At 75.4% G+C, this 20,433-nt stretch carries 15 protein-coding genes and 1 pseudogene; 9 read left to right on the plus strand and 7 right to left on the minus strand.

Translation table 11 applies throughout. From position 1 onward, the window contains the following. Positions 1–47 precede the first annotated feature (47 nt). Positions 48–1,010: a heme o synthase gene (locus tag ABZ249_RS27550; protein WP_355268640.1), complete on the minus strand. Its 963-nt coding sequence runs from the start codon at positions 1,008–1,010 to the stop codon at positions 48–50. Positions 1,011–1,634: 624 nt separating this feature from the next. On the opposite strand from ABZ249_RS27550, the gene tkt reads away from it, so the two are divergent. The 6 genes from tkt (at position 1,635) to ABZ249_RS27580 (ending at position 9,707) form a co-directional block, all read left to right on the plus strand. Further along, positions 1,635–3,728, plus strand: a complete 2,094-nt coding sequence (gene tkt, locus ABZ249_RS27555; RefSeq protein WP_355268642.1) for a transketolase — start codon at positions 1,635–1,637, stop codon at positions 3,726–3,728. Positions 3,729–3,796: 68 nt separating this feature from the next. After that, positions 3,797–4,903, plus strand: a complete 1,107-nt coding sequence (gene tal, locus ABZ249_RS27560) for a transaldolase (RefSeq protein ID WP_355268644.1) — start codon at positions 3,797–3,799, stop codon at positions 4,901–4,903. A gap of 112 nt (positions 4,904–5,015) precedes the next feature. Further along, positions 5,016–6,563: a glucose-6-phosphate dehydrogenase gene (gene zwf / locus ABZ249_RS27565; protein WP_355268672.1), complete on the plus strand. Its 1,548-nt coding sequence runs from the start codon at positions 5,016–5,018 to the stop codon at positions 6,561–6,563. Positions 6,564–6,591: 28 nt separating this feature from the next. Further along, positions 6,592–7,512, plus strand: coding sequence for a glucose-6-phosphate dehydrogenase assembly protein OpcA (locus tag ABZ249_RS27570; protein WP_220560054.1), 921 nt, complete (start codon positions 6,592–6,594; stop codon positions 7,510–7,512). Beyond that, positions 7,509–8,255, plus strand: a complete 747-nt coding sequence (pgl, locus tag ABZ249_RS27575; RefSeq protein WP_355268646.1) for a 6-phosphogluconolactonase — start codon at positions 7,509–7,511, stop codon at positions 8,253–8,255. Before ABZ249_RS27570 ends, pgl begins: the two co-directional genes overlap by 4 nt. Before the next feature lie 177 nt (positions 8,256–8,432). Then, the gene (locus ABZ249_RS27580; protein ID WP_355268648.1) at positions 8,433–9,707 is read left to right on the plus strand and encodes an MFS transporter; all 1,275 of its coding nucleotides are present in this window, start codon (positions 8,433–8,435) and stop codon (positions 9,705–9,707) included. 313 nt (positions 9,708–10,020) lie between these two features. Here the strand turns inward: ABZ249_RS27580 and ABZ249_RS27585 are convergent, their stop codons facing one another. Further along, positions 10,021–10,440 (minus strand): DUF6069 family protein, encoded by a 420-nt coding sequence (locus tag ABZ249_RS27585; protein ID WP_355268650.1) that lies wholly within the window; start codon positions 10,438–10,440, stop codon positions 10,021–10,023. A 128-nt stretch (positions 10,441–10,568) separates the two neighbouring features. On the opposite strand from ABZ249_RS27585, the gene ABZ249_RS27590 reads away from it, so the two are divergent. Then, positions 10,569–11,585 carry an AraC family transcriptional regulator gene (locus tag ABZ249_RS27590; protein ID WP_355268652.1) on the plus strand — a complete coding sequence of 339 codons (1,017 nt, stop codon included), beginning with the start codon at positions 10,569–10,571 and terminating at the stop codon, positions 11,583–11,585. Positions 11,586–11,588: 3 nt separating this feature from the next. Here the strand turns inward: ABZ249_RS27590 and ABZ249_RS27595 are convergent, their stop codons facing one another. The 3 genes from ABZ249_RS27595 to ABZ249_RS27605 form a co-directional block, all read right to left on the minus strand. After that, a complete protein-coding gene (locus tag ABZ249_RS27595; RefSeq protein ID WP_355268654.1) occupies positions 11,589–12,206 on the minus strand; it encodes a hypothetical protein in 618 nt (205 codons plus the stop codon). Further along, on the minus strand, positions 12,203–13,858 hold the full coding sequence (locus ABZ249_RS27600; protein ID WP_355268656.1) for a serine/threonine-protein kinase: 1,656 nt from the start codon (positions 13,856–13,858) through the stop codon (positions 12,203–12,205). Before ABZ249_RS27600 ends, ABZ249_RS27595 begins: the two co-directional genes overlap by 4 nt. Positions 13,859–13,987: 129 nt before the next feature. Then, on the minus strand, positions 13,988–15,820 hold the full coding sequence (locus ABZ249_RS27605; protein WP_355268658.1) for a serine/threonine-protein kinase: 1,833 nt from the start codon (positions 15,818–15,820) through the stop codon (positions 13,988–13,990). 222 nt (positions 15,821–16,042) lie between these two features. On the opposite strand from ABZ249_RS27605, the gene ABZ249_RS27610 reads away from it, so the two are divergent. Further along, positions 16,043–16,804, plus strand: a complete 762-nt coding sequence (locus ABZ249_RS27610; RefSeq protein WP_355268660.1) for a hypothetical protein — start codon at positions 16,043–16,045, stop codon at positions 16,802–16,804. An 83-nt stretch (positions 16,805–16,887) separates the two neighbouring features. Here the strand turns inward: ABZ249_RS27610 and ABZ249_RS27615 are convergent, their stop codons facing one another. Together ABZ249_RS27615 and ABZ249_RS27620 are read right to left on the minus strand one after the other, a co-directional pair. After that, positions 16,888–19,062, minus strand: a complete 2,175-nt coding sequence (locus tag ABZ249_RS27615) for a CRISPR-associated protein (RefSeq protein ID WP_355268662.1) — start codon at positions 19,060–19,062, stop codon at positions 16,888–16,890. 81 nt (positions 19,063–19,143) lie between these two features. Further along, on the minus strand, positions 19,144–19,560 hold the full coding sequence (locus tag ABZ249_RS27620; protein WP_355268664.1) for a hypothetical protein: 417 nt from the start codon (positions 19,558–19,560) through the stop codon (positions 19,144–19,146). Positions 19,561–19,916: 356 nt separating this feature from the next. Between ABZ249_RS27620 and ABZ249_RS27625 the strand changes: the two are divergent. Continuing rightward, a pseudogene (locus tag ABZ249_RS27625) lies at positions 19,917–20,433 on the plus strand (hypothetical protein); the annotation flags it as partial.

The raw sequence follows: 20,433 nt of genomic DNA on the forward strand, positions 1-20,433 counted from the left end.
GGCGCCCCGGGAGGGGCGCCGCCGCCGCGGAGGTGCTCACCGGCCGGTCAGGCCAGCAGCCCGGCGATCAGCGGGTCCACCGTCACGGCCGCGAACAGCAGCGCCAGGTAGGCGTTGGAGAGGTGGAAGAAGCCCATCGTCTTGAGCTTGGCCCCGCTCACCCCGGCGCGGGAGCGCTGGAGCAGGCGGTGGGCCTGGAAGACCAGCAGCAGGCCGAGCACGGACGCCACGGCCCCGTAGAACCAGGTGGTCCCGGCCACCGGCCAGAAGACCAGCGAAACGATCACGGTGGCCCAGCTGTACAGGACGCACTCCAGCAGCACCCGGCGGTCGCCCGCGACCACCGGCAGCATCGGGACCTTGGCCTGCGCGTAGTCCTCCCGGTAGCGCATGGCCAGCGTCCAGGTGTGCGGCGGCGTCCAGAAGAACACCACCAGGAAGAGCACGAACGGCGCCCAGTCCAGGCTGTTGGTGACGGCCGACCAGCCGATCAGGACCGGCATGCACCCGGCGATGCCGCCCCACACCACGTTCTGCGCGGTGCGGCGCTTGAGCAGCAGGGTGTACACGAAGATGTAGAACAGGATCGCGAAGACCGACAGGGCCGCCGACAGCAGGTTCACCAGCAGGGCGAAGCCCACGGTGGAGCCGACCGCCAGGACCAGGCCGTACACGAGGGCGCCACGCGGGGTCACCACGGCCATCGCCCCGGGGCGCTGGCGGGTGCGACGCATCTCACGGTCGATGTCGCGGTCGATGTAGCAGTTCATCGCGTTGGCGCTGGCCGCCGACATGGTGCCGAACAGCAGCGTGTACACGGCGGTCCACAGCGGGGGGACGCCGCCGGCGGCGACGAACATCACCGGGATCGTCGTGATGAGCAGGAGCTCGATGACGCGGGGTTTGGAGAGCGCCACGTAGGCGCGCACGTACTCGCCGAAGGAGGCCTTGCGGGGGGCCTCCGGTGCGGCGTCGGACGTGGTGCGGGGCGCGGGGTCAGCGAGGGCCATGGGTCACCGCGTCCTCACGGCCGGACGGCTCGCTCGCGTTCCCACGGGGGGCACCGGCTCGGTTTCAGACACGCGGATACCTCGACAACTCTTAGGGTCTTCGACACTGCTCGCCACGCGGGGTCGGGCGGACCGACGAAAGCGTCAGGATCGGCGGAAACCCCGTCAACGACATACTGTAGTACTTGTTCGCAGAGCCCGATGACCAGCCCCCTCGGATGCGAAAGTCCCAGGTCCTTCGGCCCCTCACTGCGCTCCGCGGCGGCGCCGGGTGACAGCAGGGTCGCACACGCCCCCGCGCCCCGCCACTCGCCACGCGCCCCTCCCCCGCCGCCCCACCGGCCGCGATGTGCGGTGTCGGGCAACGACATCCCCGGTTACGGGCGATAGGCTCGAAGTCGGCCGAACCGGTCAGCGGCCCCGCACGCCCCGGCGCATCCCGCCGGGACCCCGGATCCGCCGGCCGGCGGCCGCGCACAATCGCACGTCACCCCCGCGCTCCCCCTGACGCCCCGCCCCGGCGGGGGCCGTCGGGGATGCCCGGCGACGGTGCCGGCGACCGATGCGACACCGACCGCACGCCCGCGCCCGAGGGACGTGCCCGAGAAGGAGAAACGAGAGTCCGTGAACGCCCACACCCCGCAGGCCCTGGAGTGGTCGGACCTCGACCGCCGCGCCGTCGACACGGTCCGCGCCCTGGCGATGGACGCCGTAGAGAAGTCGGGTAACGGACACCCCGGCACCGCGATGAGCCTGGCCCCGGCCGCCTACCTGCTGTTCCAGAAGGTCATGCGGCACGACCCGGCCGCCCCCGAGTGGGTGGGCCGCGACCGCTTCGTGCTCTCCGCCGGCCACTCCAGCCTGACTCTGTACATCCAGCTCTACCTGGCCGGCTACGGCCTGGGCCTGGACGACCTCCGGTCGCTGCGCCAGTGGGACAGCCTCACGCCGGGGCACCCCGAGTTCGGCCACACCCCCGGCGTGGAGACCACCACCGGCCCCCTCGGCCAGGGCGTCGGCAACGCCGTCGGCATGGCCATGGCGGCCCGCCGCGAGCGCGGCCTGTTCAACCCCGAGGCCGGTCCCGGCACCAGCCCCTTCGACCACCACGTCTACGCCATCTGCTCCGACGGCGACGTGCAGGAGGGCGTGAGCCACGAGGCCAGCGCCCTGGCCGGCACCCAGAAGCTGGGCAACCTCACCCTGATCTGGGACGACAACCGGATCTCCATCGAGGACGACACCCGCGTCGCCCACACCGAGGACGTGGCCGAGCGCTACCGCGCCTACGGCTGGCACGTCGAGGAGGTCGACTGGACCGCCACCGGGGAGTACGTCGAGGACGTGCCGGCCCTGTTCGAGGCGATCCGGCGGGGCAACGCCGAAACCGAGCGCCCGACCTTCATCCGCCTGCGGACCGTCATCGGCTGGCCCGCGCCCAACAAGCAGAACACCGGCGCGATCCACGGCGCGGCCATGGGCCCCGACGAGATCAGCGCCACCAAGGAGATCCTCGGCCTGACCGACGAGCCGTTCCACGTCGACGAGGCCGTCATCGAGCACACCCGCAAGGCCCTGGACCGGGGCCGCACCGCCCGCACCGAGTGGGAGGGCCACTTCCAGGCCTGGCGGCGCGGCGCGGGCGAGCGCGGCGAGCTCTTCGACCGGCTCCAGTCCGGCAAGCTGCCGGAGGGCTGGGAGGAGTCCCTGCCGACCTGGGAGCCCAGCGAGAAGGGCGTGGCCACCCGCAGCGCCAGCGGCGCGGTCCTGAGCGCGGTCGCCCCGGTGCTGCCCGAGCTGTGGGGCGGCTCCGCCGACCTGGCCGGGTCCAACAACACCACGCCCAAGGGCGAGCCCTCGTTCCTGCCCTTCGACCGGTCCAGCAGCATGTTCCCGGGCAACCCGTACGGCCGGGTGCTGCACTTCGGCGTCCGCGAGCACGGCATGGGCTCGATCCTCAACGGCATCGCCCTGCACGGCCCGACCCGCCCCTACGGCGGCACCTTCCTGGTCTTCAGCGACTACATGCGCCCGTCGGTGCGCCTGGCCGCGCTCATGAAGCTGCCGGTCACCTACGTGTGGACGCACGACTCCATCGGCCTGGGCGAGGACGGCCCCACCCACCAGCCGGTCGAGCACCTGTGGTCGCTGCGCGCCATCCCGGGCCTGGACGTGGTCCGCCCGGGCGACGCCAACGAGACCGCCGTGGTCTGGCGCCGCGTCCTGGAGACCTCCGACCGCCCGGCCGCCCTGGCGCTGACCCGCCAGAACGTGCCGGTCGTGGACCGCTCCGAGTACGCCCCGGCCGAGGGCGCCGCCAAGGGCGGCTACATCCTCGCCGAGGCCACCGGCGGCACCCCCGCGGCGATCATCATCGCCACCGGCAGCGAGGTGCAGCTGGCCCTGGCCGCCCGCACCGAGCTGGAGGCCGACGGCACCCCCACCCGCGTGGTGTCGATGCCGTGCGTGGAGTGGTTCGAGGAGCAGAGCCCGGAGTACCGCGAGGAGGTCCTGCCGTCCTCGGTGCGCACCCGCGTGTCCGTGGAGGCCGGGATCGCCCTGGGCTGGCGCGCCTACGTCGGCGACGCGGGCGAGTCGGTGTCCCTGGAACACTTCGGGGCCTCCGCGCCTTACCAGACTCTGTACGAGAAGTTCGGCATCACCGCCGAGGCCGTCGTCGCCGCTGTCCGTACCAGCGCCGCCAAGGCCGGACGCTGACGTCGCGGGCCCCGCCGGAACCGTCCGGCGGGGCCCGCACTCCCCGCGAGAGGAAAGGCGCACACACCATGAGCAAGCCGCTTGAGGCCCTGGCCGACGCGGGCGTTTCCGTGTGGCTGGACGACATCAGCCGCGAACGCCTGCGCACCGGGAACCTGGCCTCCCTGATGTCCACGCACAACGTGACCGGGGTCACCTCCAACCCGACCATCTTCGACAAGGCCCTCGCCGAGGGCGACGCCTACGACGAGCAGGTGGCCGAACTGGCCCGCCGCGGCGTGGCCGTGGACGAGGCCGTCCGCCTCCTGACCGCCTACGACATCCGCTGGGCCGCCGACACCCTGCGCCCCGTCTACGACGCCACCGACCGCGTCGACGGCCGGGTCTCCCTGGAGGTCGACCCGCGCCTGGCCCGCGACACCGAGCGCACGGTCGCCGAGGCCAAGGCCCTGTGGTGGCTGGTGGACCGGCCCAACCTGATGATCAAGATCCCGGCGACCGCCGAGGGCCTGCCCGCCATCACCCGCGTGCTGGGGCTGGGCATCAGCGTCAACGTCACGCTGATCTTCTCCCTGGCCCGCTACCGCCAGGTGATGGACGCCTTCCTGGAGGGCCTGGAGCTGGCCAGGGACAACGGCCACGACCTGACCCGTATCCAGTCGGTGGCCTCCTTCTTCGTCAGCCGGGTGGACAGCGAGGTCGACAAGCGTCTCAAGGCCATCGGCACCGACGAGGCGAAGGCGCTGCTGGGCAGGGCCGCGATCGCCAACGCCCGGCTGGCCTACCAGGCCTACGAGGAGGTCTTCTCCAGCGCCGAGTGGAAGGCCCTGGAGGCGCTGGGCGCCACCCCGCAGCGACCGCTGTGGGCGTCCACCGGCGTCAAGGACCCCGCCTACCCGGACACCGCCTACGTCACCGAGCTGGTGGCGCGCGGCACCGTCAACACGATGCCGCAGGCGACCCTGGACGCGACCGCCGACCACGCCGACGTCACCGGCAACACGGTGCTGGGCACCTACGACCGCGCCCGCGCCGACTTCGCCGCCCTGGAGGACGCCGGTGTGAACCTCACCGAGGTGTTCGGCCTCCTGGAGGAGGAGGGCGTGACCAAGTTCATCGACTCCTGGAAGAGCCTTCTGGAGGGGCTCTCCGCCAAGCTGGAGTCGGCCGCCTGACCCGTACGGCCACGGCATCCCGCCCGCGCCCCGAGCCGGGGCGCGGGCGGTACGCGTCACAACCCGCCGGCCACTCTCGACAGGAAGAGCGAGAACCGTGAAAGAACCGGTGATGCCGGGAGCGGTGCCCAACCCGCTCCGCAGCGTCCTCGACCGAAGACTGCCGCGCATCGCCGGGCCCAGCGTCCTGGTGCTGTTCGGCGTCACGGGCGACCTGGCCCGAAAGAAACTCCTTCCCGCCATCTACGACCTCGCCAACCGCGGGATGCTGCCGCCGGGCTTCGGCCTGGTCGGCTTCGCCCGCCGCGACTGGGAGCACCAGGACTTCGCCGTGCAGGCCTACGAGGCGGTGCGCGAGCACGCGCGCACCCCGTTCCGCGAGGACGTGTGGCGCCAACTGAGCGAGGGCGTCCGGTTCGTCCAGGGCGAACTGGACGACGACGACGCCTTCGACCGGCTCGCCGACACCGTCCGCGAGCTGGACGCCGCCCGCGGCACCGGCGGCAACTACGCGTTCTACCTGTCCCTGCCGCCCAAGCTGTTCCCGACCGTGGTCAAGCAGCTCAAGCGGTCGGGGCTGGCCGAGCCCCCCGAGGCCGGCCCGGAGGGGGTGCGCCCCTGGCGCCGGGTGGTCATCGAGAAGCCGTTCGGCCACGACCTGCGCAGCGCCCAGGAGCTCAACGCGGTGGTGGACGACGTGTTCCCGCCGTCGTCGGTGTTCCGCATCGACCACTACCTGGGCAAGGAGACCGTCCAGAACATCCTGGCGCTGCGGTTCGCCAACACCCTGTTCGAGCCCCTGTGGAACCGCGGGTACGTCGACCACGTGCAGATCACCATGGCCGAGGACATCGGCGTGGGCGGCCGCGCGGGCTACTACGACGGCATCGGCGCGGCGCGCGACGTCATCCAGAACCACCTGCTCCAGCTGCTGGCGCTGGTGGCGATGGAGGAGCCCATCTCCTACGACGCCGACGCCATCCGCAACGAGAAGGAGAAGGTGCTGGCGGCGGTGTCGCTGCCCGAGGACCTGGAGACCGGGACCGCGCGCGGCCAGTACGCGACCGGCTGGCAGGGCGGCGCGGCGGTGCGCGGCTACCTGGAGGAGGACGGCATCCCCGCCGACTCCGTCACCGAGACCTACGCGGCGCTGAAGCTGGCCGTCAACACCCGCCGCTGGGCGGGGGTGCCGTTCTACCTGCGCACCGGCAAGCGGCTCGGGCGACGGGTCACGGAGGTGGCCCTGGTGTTCCAGGCCGCGCCCCAGCAGCTGTTCCCGCGCAGCGACATCAGCGAGCTGGGGCAGAACGCCCTGGTGCTGCGCATCCAGCCCGACGAGGGCGTGACGCTGCGCTTCGGGTCCAAGGTGCCCGGCGCCAGCATGGAGGTGCGCGACGTCAGCATGGACTTCGCGTACGGCCAGTCGTTCACCGAGGCCAGCCCGGAGGCGTACGAGCGCCTCATCCTGGACGTGCTCATCGGCGACCCGCCGCTGTTCCCGCGCCAGGAGGAGGTGGAGCTGTCCTGGCGGATCCTCGACCCCGTCGAGGAGTTCTGGGCCAAGGAGGGCCGCCCCGAGCAGTACGGGTCGGGCACCTGGGGCCCGGAGTCGGCCGAGCTCCTCCTCGCCCGCGACGGCCGCCAGTGGCGGCGTCCGTGACCGGCAACGACCACGTCGGGAGGAACCGATGACCCTCTACCTGCCGCGCACCACCACCGCCCAGATCGCCGAGGCGCTCATGTCCGAGCGGCTCAGCGTCGGCGGCGGCGCGATGAACATGGTGCTCACCCTGATCATCGTCACCGACGAGGCCGACCACTACGACGCGGTGCGGGCCGCCACCGAGGCCGGGCTCGAACACCCCTCCCGGGTGATCGCGCTGATCCGCCGCGACCCGGAGGCCGAGCCCGCCATCGACGCCGAGATCCGCCGCCCGGGCACCGCCGGGCCCGGTGAGGCGCTGCTGCTGCGGCTCTACGGTCCGCTGGGCGAGCACCCCGACTCGGTGGTCACCCCGCTCCTGGTGCCGGACGCCCCCGTGGTCGTGTGGTGGCCGGGCGCCGGTCCCGCCGACCCGTCGCAGGACCCGGTCGGCCGCCTGGCCCAACGAAGGATCACCGACGCTTTGCGCGCCCCGGACCCGTTGCGGGACCTCGTGGAGCGGGTGTCCCACTACAGTCCGGGTGACACGGACCTGACCTGGACCCGGCTGACCCCGTGGCGCTCGCTGCTGGCCAGCGCCATGGACCAGCCGTGCGGGTGGGTCACCTCGGCCAAGGTGACGGCCGAGTCGCACTACCCGAGCGCCGAACTGCTGGCGGCGTGGCTCTCGGAGCGGCTGGAGGTGCCCGTGGAGCGCGAGACCTCGCACGGGCCCGGGCTGACCGAGGTGCGGTTGATCACCGACCAGGGGGACATCGCGATCTCCCGGGCCGACGGCCGCACCGCCACCCTGTCGCGCTTCGGCCAGCCGGACCAGACGGTGGCTCTGGCCCGGCGCGGCGCGGCCCAGGCCCTGGCCGAGGAGCTGCGCCGCCTGGACGCCGACGAGATCTACGAGGCCGCGGCCCGCCACCTGGGGTCGCTGCCCACGGGGAGCGCAGTATGAGCACACCGCAGATCGTCCGGCACGCCGACGCCAAGGCCCTCGCCGAGGACGTCGCGCTGCGGCTGGTCGACGAGATCGTGCGCGCGGAGGCCGACGGGCGCGCGTTCCACCTCGTCCTGACCGGGGGCGGGATCGGCATCGCCGCCCTCGAAGCCGTCCGCGACCACGCGGCCGAGTCCGGCATCGGCTGGTCGCACGTGCACCTCTGGTGGGGCGACGAGCGGTTCCTGCCCGCCGGGCACCCGGACCGCAACGAGACGCAGGCCTGCGCGGCCCTGATCGACGCGATCGACATCCCGGCCACGCAGGTCCACCCGATGCCCGCCGCCGACGGTATGGACGGCGACCACGCGGCGCACGCGGCGACCCGCTACTCCCGGGAGCTGGCGGTGGCGGCCCGCGGCCGAGGCCCGGTGCCGGCCTTCGACGTGTGCCTGCTGGGCGTGGGGCCGGACGCGCACATCGCCTCGCTGTTCCCCGGCCTGCCGCAGATCGGCGAGGACGAGGCGGCGACGGCCCCGGTGCACGACTCGCCCAAGCCGCCGCCGACCCGGATCACCCTGACCCTGCCGTCGATCAACAGCTCGCGGCAGGTCTGGCTCCTGGCCTCCGGCGAGTCGAAGGCCGAGGCGGTGCGCCTGGGCCTCTCCGGCGCCGACCCGAACGAGGCGCCGGTCGCCGCGGCCCGCGGCACCGACAGGACCGTGTTCTGGATCGACGAGGCGGCCGCCGCCCGTCTGTAGGAGGTACCCGGAGGGGGCCGGCGCGGCCGGCCCCCTCCGCCGTGTCCGGAACCGGCCGCGGGGGGCGCCGGGGCCCGTCGGCGGGCTATGCTCCGCTGAGCACACGCCCCCGGGGGCCGGGCCCGGCCGACGCCCGCACCGGCTCCCGCCGACCGGTCCGCCCGACGAGGAGCCCCCGTGCCCGCCGACCAGGCCCCGCCCCGTCTGAGCGCCGCCTTCCACCGCTTCTGGGCCGGCTCCCTGGCGAGCAACCTGGCCGACGGGGTCATGCTGACCGCCCTCCCGCTGCTGGCCGTGGCCCTGACCGACGACCCCCTCGCCGTGGCGGGGCTGACGGCGGCCCGGTACCTGCCCTGGCTGCTGTTCGGACTGGTGGGCGGCGCCCTGGTGGACCGGGTCGACCGCGGCCGGGCGATGGTCGCCGCCAACCTGCTCCGGGCGGGGGCCGTGGCCGCCCTGGCCGCGCTCGTCGCCCTGGACCGGGCCGGTGTCGGCTGGCTCTACGCCGTGATGTTCACGGTGATGTGCTGCGAGATCGTCTACGACCTGTCGGGGCGCGCGATGCTCCCGGCCCTGGCGCCGGGGGCGGTGGACCGGGCCAACGGGAGGCTGACGGCCTCCCAGGAGACCGCGCAGGACTTCGTGGGCGCTCCGCTGGCCGGGTTCCTGTTCGCGGTGGCGGCGGCGCTGCCCCTGGCGGTGAACTCCGGCGCCTACCTGCTCGGAGCGCTGATCCTGATGGGGCTGCCCTCCGCCGCCCGGCGGCCCGCCGCCGCGCAGGCGCGCGAGGCCGCCGGGCGCGGGTCGCTGCGCGCCGACATCGGCGAGGGGCTGCGGTTCGTGTACGGCGACCGGGCGCTGCGGGCGCTCGTCGTGTTCTCCACGGCGGTGAACCTGGCCGCGGGGGCCCAGGCGGCGGTGCTCGTACTGGTGGTCCGCGACCACCTCGGGGTGCCGGCGCCGCTGTTCGGGGTGTTCCTGGCGGTCGGCGCGGTGGGGGCGCTGACCGGGGCCCTGCTGGCCGCCGGGCTCGCCGCCCGCGTCGGCCGGTTCGCCGCCGTCACGGGCGGCTACCTGCTCCAGGCGGTGTGCGCCGTGGTGGTCGCGGCCGCCACCGGGTCGCCGTGGATCGGGGCCGCCGCCTGGGCGGTGCTCGCCGGGGCGAGCGCCGTGGCGGGGGTGCTGTCCGGCGGGATCGTCCAGCAGATCGTCCCGTCGGGCCTGTTGGGGCGGGTGATGAGCGTGCGCCGCATGCTCGGCCTGGGAATGGTGCCCGTGGGCGCCCTGCTCGGCGGTCTCCTGGCCCGGCTGGACCTGCGCCTGCCCCTCCTGCTGGGCGCCGTGGTGTTCACCCTGAGCACCCTCGCGGTGCTCCGCCACCTGCGCCGGGCGGCCGCCCGCGCCGACCTGGCCGAGCGCCGGGCCCGCCGTGGGTCCCCCGACCCCGACTGAACCGCCGCCGGCCCCCGCCGGGGCCGACCACCGGTCCCCGGGGGCGGGGGCTCCCCTGGGCACCCGCACCAGGAGCCTTCCCGCACCGTCCCCGGAGCGTGACACAAGCGGGGCCGACCACCGACCCGCCGGAAACCGGAAGCTCCACCGGGCGCCCGCGCCAGGAGCCGTCCTGCACCGCTGCCCGGAGCGCGGCACGGGCGGGGTCAGCGCCCGCTCCACCTCGCCGGGGCGGGGGCTCCGCCGGACGTGCCGCGCCGCGGCACGTCCGGGAGGGCCGGCGGCCGGGGGCGCCGGCCCTCCCGACGGCCGCTCAGGAGGTCGGGGAGGACTTCCAGAAGACCGGGATCACCCCGGCCGCGACCACCAGGTGGGACAGCTCCAGCACGACGGTGGTGGCGGCCGTGCCCCCCGCGGACAGCGGCGGCACCACCATCAGCAGCGTGACCAGGACCGCCGCCACCGTCCAGACCACCAGCCCCCGGCGCCCCAGGAGGCGCTCGCCCAGGGCCAGCACACCCCAGCCCAGGAGCCCGAAGCCCGCGCTGAACACCGCGAAGGCGCCGGCGGAGACCGCCGCGGGGTCCTGGCCCGGCGGGGCGACCACCAGGTCCGCGCCCAGCAGGGGCGCGACCAGGGCCAGCAGGGCGTTGGCGACGGCCACGGCGGCGACGGCCGCCAGGCGGGGCGGCCAGGAGGAACGGGTCGGGGCGGCGACGGGTGCGGCGGTCATGGCAGGACTCCTTCGTGTTCGGGTTCGGACCCAACACTAAGAAGCACGGGCGAGACTTCCCATGCCTGAAAAGCTTGTTCCTATACTCCATCGTCCACAGCCGGACCCTCCGGGGATACGATGGCGGCATGGACGTGCTCAGCGACGTGATCGGCACCGTACGGACCGGGCGCCCCAACGCGGCCCGCGTCGAATGGCACTCGCCCTGGGGCATGCGCTTCCCGGAGGTCTCCGGCGTCGGCTTCCAGGTGGTCCTCCAGGGCTCCTGCGTGCTGACCGTGGAGGGCGGGGAGCCGCTCCACCTGGGGGTGGGCGACATCGCGTTCCTGCCCAACGGCCAGGGGCACGTGCTGGCGGAGGAGTCCGCCTCGCCCGTGCGGGACCTGTGCGACCTCCTCCCCCACGGCCGGGGCGCGGACCGGGGCGCCCCCGTGACCGAGCTGGTGTGCGGGCCGCAGGGGGCCGGGCCGCGGTTCGGGTCGGCCGCGGTCGGGGAGGACGGGCGTGGGAGGCCCTCGTGCGTCACCCTGGGCGGTTCGTACCACACCTGCGGGGCGCGGCCGCATCCGATGCTGTCGGAACTGCCCCGGCTGGTCCACCTGCCCGCGCGGGTGGGGGCCCGTACGGAGCTGGGCGCGGCGGTGGAGCTGCTGGGCGCGGAGCTGGGCCGCCCCCGACCCGGCGGGGACGCGATCGTGCCCTCCCTGCTGGAGATGCTGCTGGTGTACATCCTGCGCACCTACATCGAGGAGAACCGGAGCGCGGCCGCCCGGGGCTGGCTGGGGGTGATGCGCGACCCCGCCGTGTACGCGGCGGTGCAGGCCGTGCACAGCGACCCGGCCCACCCGTGGACGGTGGCCGAGCTGGGCGAGCGGGCGGGCCTGTCGCGGGCGGCGTTCGCCAAGCGGTTCACCGCGCTGGCGGGCCTGTCCCCGCTGGCGTACGTGACCTGGTGGCGGCTGACCACGGCGGGGAGGATGCTCCAGGAGAACGACGATCCGATCTCCGCCATCGCCGCGCGGGTCGGCTACTCCTCGCAGTTCGCGTTCGCCAACGCCTTCAAGCGCGAGTTCGGCCTGTCCCCGGGCCGCTACCGCTCCGGGACGCCGCTCCCGGCCCCGCCCGCCGCCCCGTCGGCGGGGTGAGGGTCAGCAGTCGAACACGTCGGCCCGGGGGGCGCCGTCGGCGGCCAGGCAGAGCATGGCCTCGTCGATCCCGCCGGTGGCGACCTCGGGGGCCGACACCGCCAGCACCTCGGGCAGTCCGGCTCCCGGGAAGACCAGGGAGAACGGCGCCGCGGGCGCGTCCGCGGTGAGCGCGGGCAGTTCCGAGGCCTCCCCGTCGGCCGCCGTCCCGCCCAGGGTGAACTGGTGCGGGCGCAGCCCGTAGCCGCCCTCGCCGAGGTGGTAGCGGGCGGTGCCGGTGACCCGGACCCCGTCGGCGTCCGCCTCCGCGCCGGTGACGACCAGCCCGAACACCCCCGTGCCGCCGACGTGCAGGACGATCCGGTCGTCTCCGTGCACCACCAGCGCGTTCAGCCCCTCCAGGGCCGGGTCGGCCGGCTCCACCCTCGGCGGCACCGCCTCCTCCGGCTCCCCGGAGGGCGCGGCGTCCGGCGGGCCGGACGGGTCGGTGAACACCGCGCCGACCGCCGCCACCGCGTAGCCGCCCGCCGCGGCCAGCACCAGGACGAGCGCGGAGGCGACCAGCAGGACCGTGGAACGGGCCCACAGCCGGTACGCGAACCTGGTCAGGGCTCGGCTCATGCGGGGCACTCCTCTCCCTCGGCCGGGGCGGTGAACGCGGTCCCGTCCGCGGCCCCGGTGTCGTAGCACAGGCGCAGGTCGGCGTAGGAGTCCCCCGGCGCGAACGTGTAGCGCTGGTGGAAGACCACCGTGCCGCGCGCCGGGGCCCCGGGGAACGACGCGGTGAAGACGGCCGGGACGGAGGCCGGGGCCAGGTCGTCGGCCCCCGGGCCGGAGAGGGCGCCCTCGATCTCGCTCCCCCGGGCCCCTGCGGTCAGATCCACCTGGGTGGAGCTCATCGGCCCCACCGGCCCCTCCGCGAAACGGGGGGTGCGCAGGCCCGTGATGCGGACCCCGCCGTCCTCGGCGACGGCCTCCCGCAGGGTCACCACCAGGGCTTCGGAGACGAACGCGGAGTCGCCGACGACCGCCGCCGCCAGCCCCGCCGTGTCCTCGGCGGTGACCTGGGTGAACGGCTCGGGGTCGGGCACCGGCGCGGTGGCCGCGTCGGGATCCTGTCCGCCCGCGGCACCGGAGGGGTCCGGGGCGGCGGCTCCCGCCTCCCCGGTGCCCGCTGCGGACGGGTCGGCCTGCGCGGCGTCCGCCGCCGGGGGCGCGCCGCCCAGCCGGTACCCCGCCGTTCCCGCCGCGGGGACCGCCAGCAGCACCGCGGCCGCGACCGCGAGCGTGGGCCAGGGCGACCACGAACGGCGGCCGGTGCGCCCGCGTCCGGGCCCGGGTGCCCGTTCGCGCCCGGGCGACCACTCCCCCTCGACCAGCCGGGTGACCAGGGCGGTGGGCTCGGCCGCCACCAGGGTCGGGTCGGTCCCGTACCGGCCCCGGCCCACCGCGTGCAGCGCCGCCAGCGCGCTCGGCCGGGCGGCGGGGTCCTTGGCCAGGGCGGCCGACACCACGCCGTGCAGCCAGCCGGGCAACCCGGCCAGGTCGGGCGGCTCCTTCCGGGTGCGCTCCAGCACGGCCGCGGTGTCGCCGCGGCCGAACGGCGGGCGGCCGGTGGCCGCGTAGGCGACCATGCCGCCCCAGGCGAACACGTCCGAGGCGGGGCTGGGGTCGGCCCCCTCCAGCAGCTCCGGCGCCGTCCACCCGGGGGTGCCCATGAGCATCCCGGTCCGGGTGACCGCGGTGCCGTCCACCGCCCGGGCGATCCCGAAGTCCAGCACCCTCGGCCCGTCGGGGGACAGCACCACGTTGCCGGGTTTGAGGTCGCGGTGCACGACCCGGGCCCCGTGGATCGCGTGCAGCGCCTCCGCCGTCCCCGCGGCGAAGGCGGCCAGATCGCCCTCGTCCAGGGGGCCGCGGTCGCGGATCCGGGCGGCCAGCGTGGGCCCGGGCACGTAGTCGGTGGCGATCCACGGGCTCTCGGCGCCGGTGTCGGCGTCGCGCACCGCCACCGTGCACAGCCCGCCGACCCGGCGCATCAGGTCGGCCTCGCGGGCGAACCGGGCCCGGAAGACGGGGTCGGTGGCGAAGTGGGCGTGGATCACCTTGACCGCCACGCAGCGGCCGACCTCGTCGGCGGCGGCGTAGACGGCTCCCATGCCGCCCGCGCCCAGCAGGCCCGCGACCCGGTAGGGGCCGAGCCGCCGCGGGTCCTCGGGGGTGAGCGGGCCCAGGTCCGGCGGGACCGGCCCGTGGGTGAAGAGTCGTGTCATGGATTCTCGGGGGTCTCGGGGGACGGCTATGGACGACGAAGGTATCCGGGTGCCGGGCGCGTCCGGACGCCCGGGCCGGTGAAGCACCGGGGCGTCCGGACGGCGGGGCGCCGCGGCGCGGGGACCGGATCAGGTGGGGCAGTCGGTGAGCATGCTCTGCTCGGGCCGGTAGTCGGACAGCGCGAAGCCCTCGTTGCCCTGGTGGACGTCGTCGCGCCAGCCGGTGGTGCCCTCGACGTCGTAGCAGTGGCCGCTGATGTCGTGCACCATCGCCCCGAACAGCGCCGAGGGCCGGTAGGCGATGCCGCCCCGCTCGGGGGCGCCGGGCAGGAGCACGGTGGCCTCCTGGACGGGCTCGTCGGGGCTCAGGGTGGCGACCGGGGTGACCGGACCGCTCCAGTCCTCGTTGACCCCGCCGTGCACGATGACCTTGTCGCGGCCCTCGGGGTCGGTGGCCGGGTCCAGCGACGCCACGGCCATGAAGTCCTCCGCGTGGACGGTGTAGGAGCCCACGTGCGGGTGGTAGGTGAACCTCGCGGTGATCTCGACCCCGTCGGCGGCGGCCTCGGCCGACACCCAGCACACGGTGGCCACCGGGAACCCGTCGATGGCGCCGTTGCCCAGGCCGAAGTCGGCGGTGTCGTGGTCCAGGGGCGCGACGAACGGCCACACCTCGACGGAGGAGTCGGTGACGGTGAGGGAGTCCGGGGAGTCGGCCGCCTCCAGCATCATCTCGTACTCCTCGTCCGTGATGGTGTCGGGTGAGAACGGCCGCCAGGTGGCCACGGCCTCCTGGGCCGCCAGCCGTTCTCCGTCCGGCTCGCACGGGACCGGTTCCGCGGCGGCCCCCTCCCCGGTCTCCTCCCCCGTCCCGGTCCGCGGCGGGGTCGCGGCGGCCAGGGCGCCCCAGGTGGCCTGGCGCAGCGGGGGGACGATCGCGGTGAGCAGTCCGGCGACGAGCACCAGCACCGCGGCGGCCGCGGCCGCCAGCGGCCAGACGCGCCGTCCGCGCCGGGGCGGGACCCACGGGGTGTGGTCGACGGGCGTGTCGATCCGCCAGCCGCTGGCCAGCAGCCGCGCCAGGGTCTCCTGCTCGTGCCCGGGGCCGGCCGGACCGGGTCCGCCCGCGCCGCCCGCTCCCGGACCGCGCAACAGGGCGGTCATCACCTGGGCCGCGGTGGGGCGGGCCCCCGGGCTGCGGTCGAGGGCGCCGCGGACCAGCGGCAGCAGCTGCGGCGGCACCCCCGCCAGGTCGGGCTCCTCCTGCCGGGTGCGGTGCACCAGGGTGTCGAGGGGCCCGGTGCCGAAGGGCTCGCGGCCGGTGGCGGCGTAGGCGATCAGCGCGCCCCAGGAGAACATGTCGGCGGCGGGCGCGGGCACCGCCCCGTCGTACTGCTCGGGGGCCAGCCAGCCGGGGGTGCCCACCACGCCGCCGGTGCGGGTGAGCGCCGTCTCGTCCAGGGCGCGGGCGATGCCGAAGTCCAGCACGCGCGGCCCCTCGGGGGACAGCACCACGTTGTCGGGCTTGAGGTCGCGGTGCACGATCCCGGCGGAGTGGATGGAGTGCAGCGCCTCGGCGGTCCCGGCGGCCAGCGCCAGCAGGGTGTCGCCGCCGAGCGGCCCGCGGGCGGCCACGTGCGCGCGCAGTGTGGGTCCGGGCGCGTACTCGGTGGCCAGCCAGGGCCGGGCCCCGGTGGTGTCGGCGGCCAGGACGCGGACGGCGCAGGCGGAGCGGACCCGGGTGAGCAGGTCCACCTCCCGGGCGAACCGGTCGCGGAACTCGGGGTCGGCGGTGTAGTGGCGGTGCAGTGTCTTGACCGCGGTCCGCGTGCCGTCGGGGGTCAGGGCCGCGTAGACGGTGCCCATGCCGCCCGCTCCGAGCCGTCCCACCAGGCGGTAGGGGCCCAGGCGGTCGGGGTCTCCGTCCAGGAGGGGGAGGAAGCCGGTGGAGGGCGTGGTCATCGACGCTCCGGGGGTGTGCAGGGGTGTGGTCGGCGAGGACGCGTGTCCTTCTGGGACATTAGCGCCCCCGTACACCGGATTTTCTGTGTTCCGCCGCCCGGATCCCCGGTGGACGGTCCCCGGATTGTCGGTGGCGGGTGTGAGACTGGGATCACAGTCGACGAGGCCGGGGGCTCTCCCCGGCGACTCCCACACCGTTCTCCCGATGGGGGCGACACCGTCATGGGCGCGAACACGCGGAATCCGCAACGGACCCCGGTCCGGCCGGAGCGCGCCGACGACCGGCCGGGGCCGGACACCACCCGTTCACTGCTGCTCTGCGGTATGGCCGCGGGGCCCGCGCAGCTGCTCTTCTCGCTGGCCCAGGTGTCCTGGGGCGGCCCGGGCACCGCGGCCCCGCCCGCGAACCCGTTCGTCGCCTCGGGCGGGGGCTGGACGCAGGCACTGGCCGTGCTGGTGTGCGGTGCCCTGGCCGTCGGCGGCGCGGTGGGGCTGGCCCGGGCGCTGCGCGGCCGGGCGTCGCAGCGCTCCACCTCGGTCTCGGTCGCGGTGTACGGGGCCTGCGTGCTGCTGAGCGGGGTGTGGACGGTGGACCCGATGGCGGCGCCGTCGCCGGGGGCCACCGAGGCGGCGGCCCCGGCGCTGAAGGCGCTGGCGCGCGTCGCCCTGGGGTGGGCGGCTCCGATCGCCCTGACCCGCGCGGTGCTGGGCGGCTCGGGGTGGCTGCGGTCCACCGGCCGGGGCGGTGCCGTCCTGTACTCGTGGTCGTGCGCCCTGGTCTCGGTGGTCTGCGGGGTCGTCGCGGTCTCCGCGCCCGCGGCCGCCACCGCCGCGGCCTGGCTCGCGGCACTGGTGCTGTGGACCTGGCTGCCGGTGTTCTTCGCCGGGGTCCTGTGGGAGCCCTCCGAAACGCGCCCGGCCCTCCCGGGGCCGGGTCCCGCCCGGCGCCCGGCGGTACCCTCCCCGCGCCGCCCCCTCCCCTGAGAGCCCCCTGACCGGGGGACCCCGTCGCGCGGAGCGGCCGTACGGCGGGGTCTCCTCCACGTCCGGCCCCGGGCCGCCGCCCCTCACAGGGTGCTGGCGTCGGTGTCCCACAGCCGGGGCGGCGCCGCGGGGTCGGCGACCACCAGCACCGGCCGCTGCGGATCGCCGAAACCCCAGCCGCCCCCGCCGTGGTCCCCGGCCTCCTCCGGCTCCTCCTGGGTGATCCAGGCGACCAGCTCGGCGGCCCGGCCCACGTCGCCGCCCGGCCGGGTCAGCGCCATCACCTTGCCGGCCACGTCGCAGCGCAGGTTGAGGTGGCCGGTGGCCGCGGAGACGCTCTGCGCCCAAGCGCCCCGGCTCACCCTGCGGACCGCGCCCGATCGGACGGGGCGGCTCCAGGTCGGGGCGGCCAGGCCCAGGGCCCGGTCGTCGAAGGTGAGCACCAGTGCCGGGCGCTCCCGAGCCGTGTCGGCGGTCTCCGGGTCCGCCAGGGAGCGGTCGACCCACAGCCCCACCGGCCCGCTCGCCGCGCGGACCAGGTGCTCGGCGGCGGCCGCCACCAGGGGGACGTCCACCTGCGCGGCGCCCCGCGGGCACACCGCGTCGGCCAGGGGCCCTGCCAGCGGGGTGTACCCGTCCAGGACCAGGGACCAGTCCACCACCGCCCGGCCCTGTACGGCGGCGCCGCCGTGGGTCAGGCACACGACCTTGCGGTCGCGCACCACCTGGCAGGCGACGCACGCCCCCGAGCGGCGGGCGGCCAGGGCCAGGCCCAGGCTCATCGCCTTGGTGCCGGTGGTGACGTCCACGACCACCGGCCGGCCGGGGTCCTCGGCGCGCATCCCCGCGATCCAGGTGTGCGCGGCGTCGGCGACGGCCCCGGCGCTGGAGCCGTCCACGGGGTCGGCGGCGAACCGGATGCGGTCGCGGTGGCCCGAGGCGCGCAGCCCGTCCGCGTCCGGGACGGGCTCTCCGGGGTGCTCGGCGGCGTACAGGGCGCGCGCCGCCGCCTCGCGCACGCCCGCGCGCACCCCCTGTCGGGAGGAGAGCAGCAGCGCCCGTTCGGGCCGGTGGGCGTGCACGGCCGACAGCAGGCCCAGACGGCTGCTGCCCAGCGCGGTGACCAGGATGGGGGCCGCGGAGGCGGCGGTCACCGCGCACACCGGCGCGGGAGGCGCCGGGGGCACCGCCGGCCGTGCCGGGGGCTCCGCGCCCCGCGCCGGGGCGGCCGGTGCCGCGGCGGCCGAGGCGGCCTGTCCGGGGAAGAACACCCTGCGCAGCGCCTCCGCGTCGGTCAGGCGGGCGCGCAGGTCGTCCAGGCTCCACACCTGCACCTGGGAGGAGCTCAGCGCGGGGCCGTGCCCGGCGATGCGGTCGCGCAGTCCGGGCACGGCGGGCCCGGTGTGCACGAACAGCACCTTGGCCACGTTGCCGAACACGCGCCGGGCCTTGGCGACGGTCCACCCCGCGCGGGCGACCACCTCCTCCGCTCCGCTCTTGACCTCCACGCACAGCACCCGGTGCCGGAAACGGACCAGGGCGTCGAAGTCGGCGATGGAATCGGCGGGATGGCGCGGGTCGGCGACCCGGCGCGGCCCCAGCACCTCCACCCCCTCCCGGCCGCGGGTGATGCGCCGCAGGTGGCGCAGCACGTCGGCCTCGCCGACGACCCCGCGCACCTCCGTGGGGTGCAGGCCGGGGAAGGCCTCGCGCAGGGCGCGGGCGCCGCCGCGCAGGGCGGTGCCCACGGTCGCGGGGTCGCGGTCGGAGAGCCAGTGCGCTCCGTGGACGCCGGCGAGGACGCCCAGGTCGATGCCGTCGTCGGAGAGCGGCAGCGGCGGGTCGCCGGGGTCGACGGGGCGCAGCAGGTCGGAGGCGGGGTCGAGGTAGTGGCAGCGGGGAGCCGCGGCCTCCGGGTCGGCCGCGCCGCCGTCCCGGTACAGGGCGGCGGCCACGCTCATGACCTTGGTGCCGCCGGTGTAGTCGAGGTGGCGGGGGGCGGTGCCGTGCTCGCGGTGGATCCGCTCCAGGGCGGCGGCGACCCCGGCCGGGTCGTGCGGGTCGGGGCCCACCCCCTCCACCCGCACGGTGCGGTCGGGGGCGAGCCTGGCCAGGGCGGCGGCCGTGCGTTCGGCCAGGGCGCGGGTGCCGTCGCTGCTCAGCAGGACGATCCGGTCGGCCGGCAGGGTGAGCGAGGACAGCAGTGCCGGGGTGGGGTTCCGGCCGACCAGCACGACGGCGACGCGGGGAGTGTCCACGGCGTCCTTCTCCACACGGGGGCGTTGTTCGTTTCGCGGGGGTCAACGCTATCCCGTAGGTGAAGGCGATACTCGAACCCGTTACGTCCGTTTTGCCGTTGCGTCGATTCGGCCGACCCCTTTTCTCGTGGTCGAAACGGTCGGTTTCCGCGGCCGCCGTCCGCTGACCACGAACGAACGGCAGGCGGTGACCACGCCTTTATTGTCCCTTACCAGGTCGGAGGGGATCAACAGGTCGTCGCGCTCGGGGTGGGCGAAGCCGACCACGGACGAGACGATGAGCCACACGCCCGGTTTCGGCTCGGGCAGATTGGCCCTGGTGCGCCGTTCGGCGATCAACGGCACCGGACCCGGGCAGGTGGAGTCGTCCAGGTGGCCCACGGGCACCCGCTCGGCCTCGACCCTGGCGGGGTCGTCCGTGCCCGGCCAGGTGCCGATGACCTTCGCCTCGTCGTCCACGACTGTCACCACATGCGGCGTCAGGTTGAGCACCGGCATCCGGCGACCTCCGTTCCTCTCTCACAGCGCGCCCCCCGCGGCCGCGCCCGCCCCTTCCGGGGGGCTCACCGCAGTCTCTCGGACAGGGACGATGAGGGCCCGGGAGTGACATACCGCCGATCGCCTCTGGGGCTCCAGTGACCCGTGTTTCTGGTGTCCGTTTAATGGGCTTCTCTATTGTTTTATATGCCTTAGGGACCAGGGCCGATAATTGACAGTTGGTCGCCTCAGTCCTAGTTTGTTAGTTGGTCTCCCGTTGACTCGGGAGTGCCACCTGAGGTCTCACGTACTCGCACACGCTTCTCCGGAGGGCTGGGGAAGCGACCCGGCCCCGGAACACCCGGGGAGAAGAGTTCGTGAGCACGCACCACTGCTCCGCCTGGGAGCTGTTCGGCTCCGCCGCCTTCCTGCGCGTCTTCACGCGCGTCCTGGGGTGCGGGCCCTGCTCCGCGGACGGAACCGCGCAGGGCTGCTCGGGCCACGCCGAACAGTTCTGCGACTACGTCGACCTGTGCGCCGAGCACTGCCCGTGCCCGGACCACGGCGGCGACCCCGACGGCGTCATCGCCGTGCGCATGCGGCGCGCGGCGCCCGTCGGAGAGGCGGTCGACCGGACCGCCGCGCACCGGCTGCGCGACGCCCTGGACGACGTGCGCCGGGACCGGTCGTACAAGAACCTGCGCCACGTCTACCCCCAGCCGGCCGCCGACGGGCGGGTGCGCTGCGCGTTCTCCGAGCGGCCCCGGGGGGGGGGGCCCCCCCCCCCCGGGGGCCCCGGGGGCCCCCCCCCCCCCGACCACGAGGCGCGGGGCCAGCTCGTGCTCACCCCCGGCGGGGGGGACCCCCCCCCCGCCCAGCCCCCCGGCAACACCC

It is taken from the genome of Nocardiopsis sp. NPDC006139 (genome assembly GCF_040614155.1).
Taxonomy (GTDB): domain Bacteria; phylum Actinomycetota; class Actinomycetes; order Streptosporangiales; family Streptosporangiaceae; genus Nocardiopsis; species Nocardiopsis changdeensis.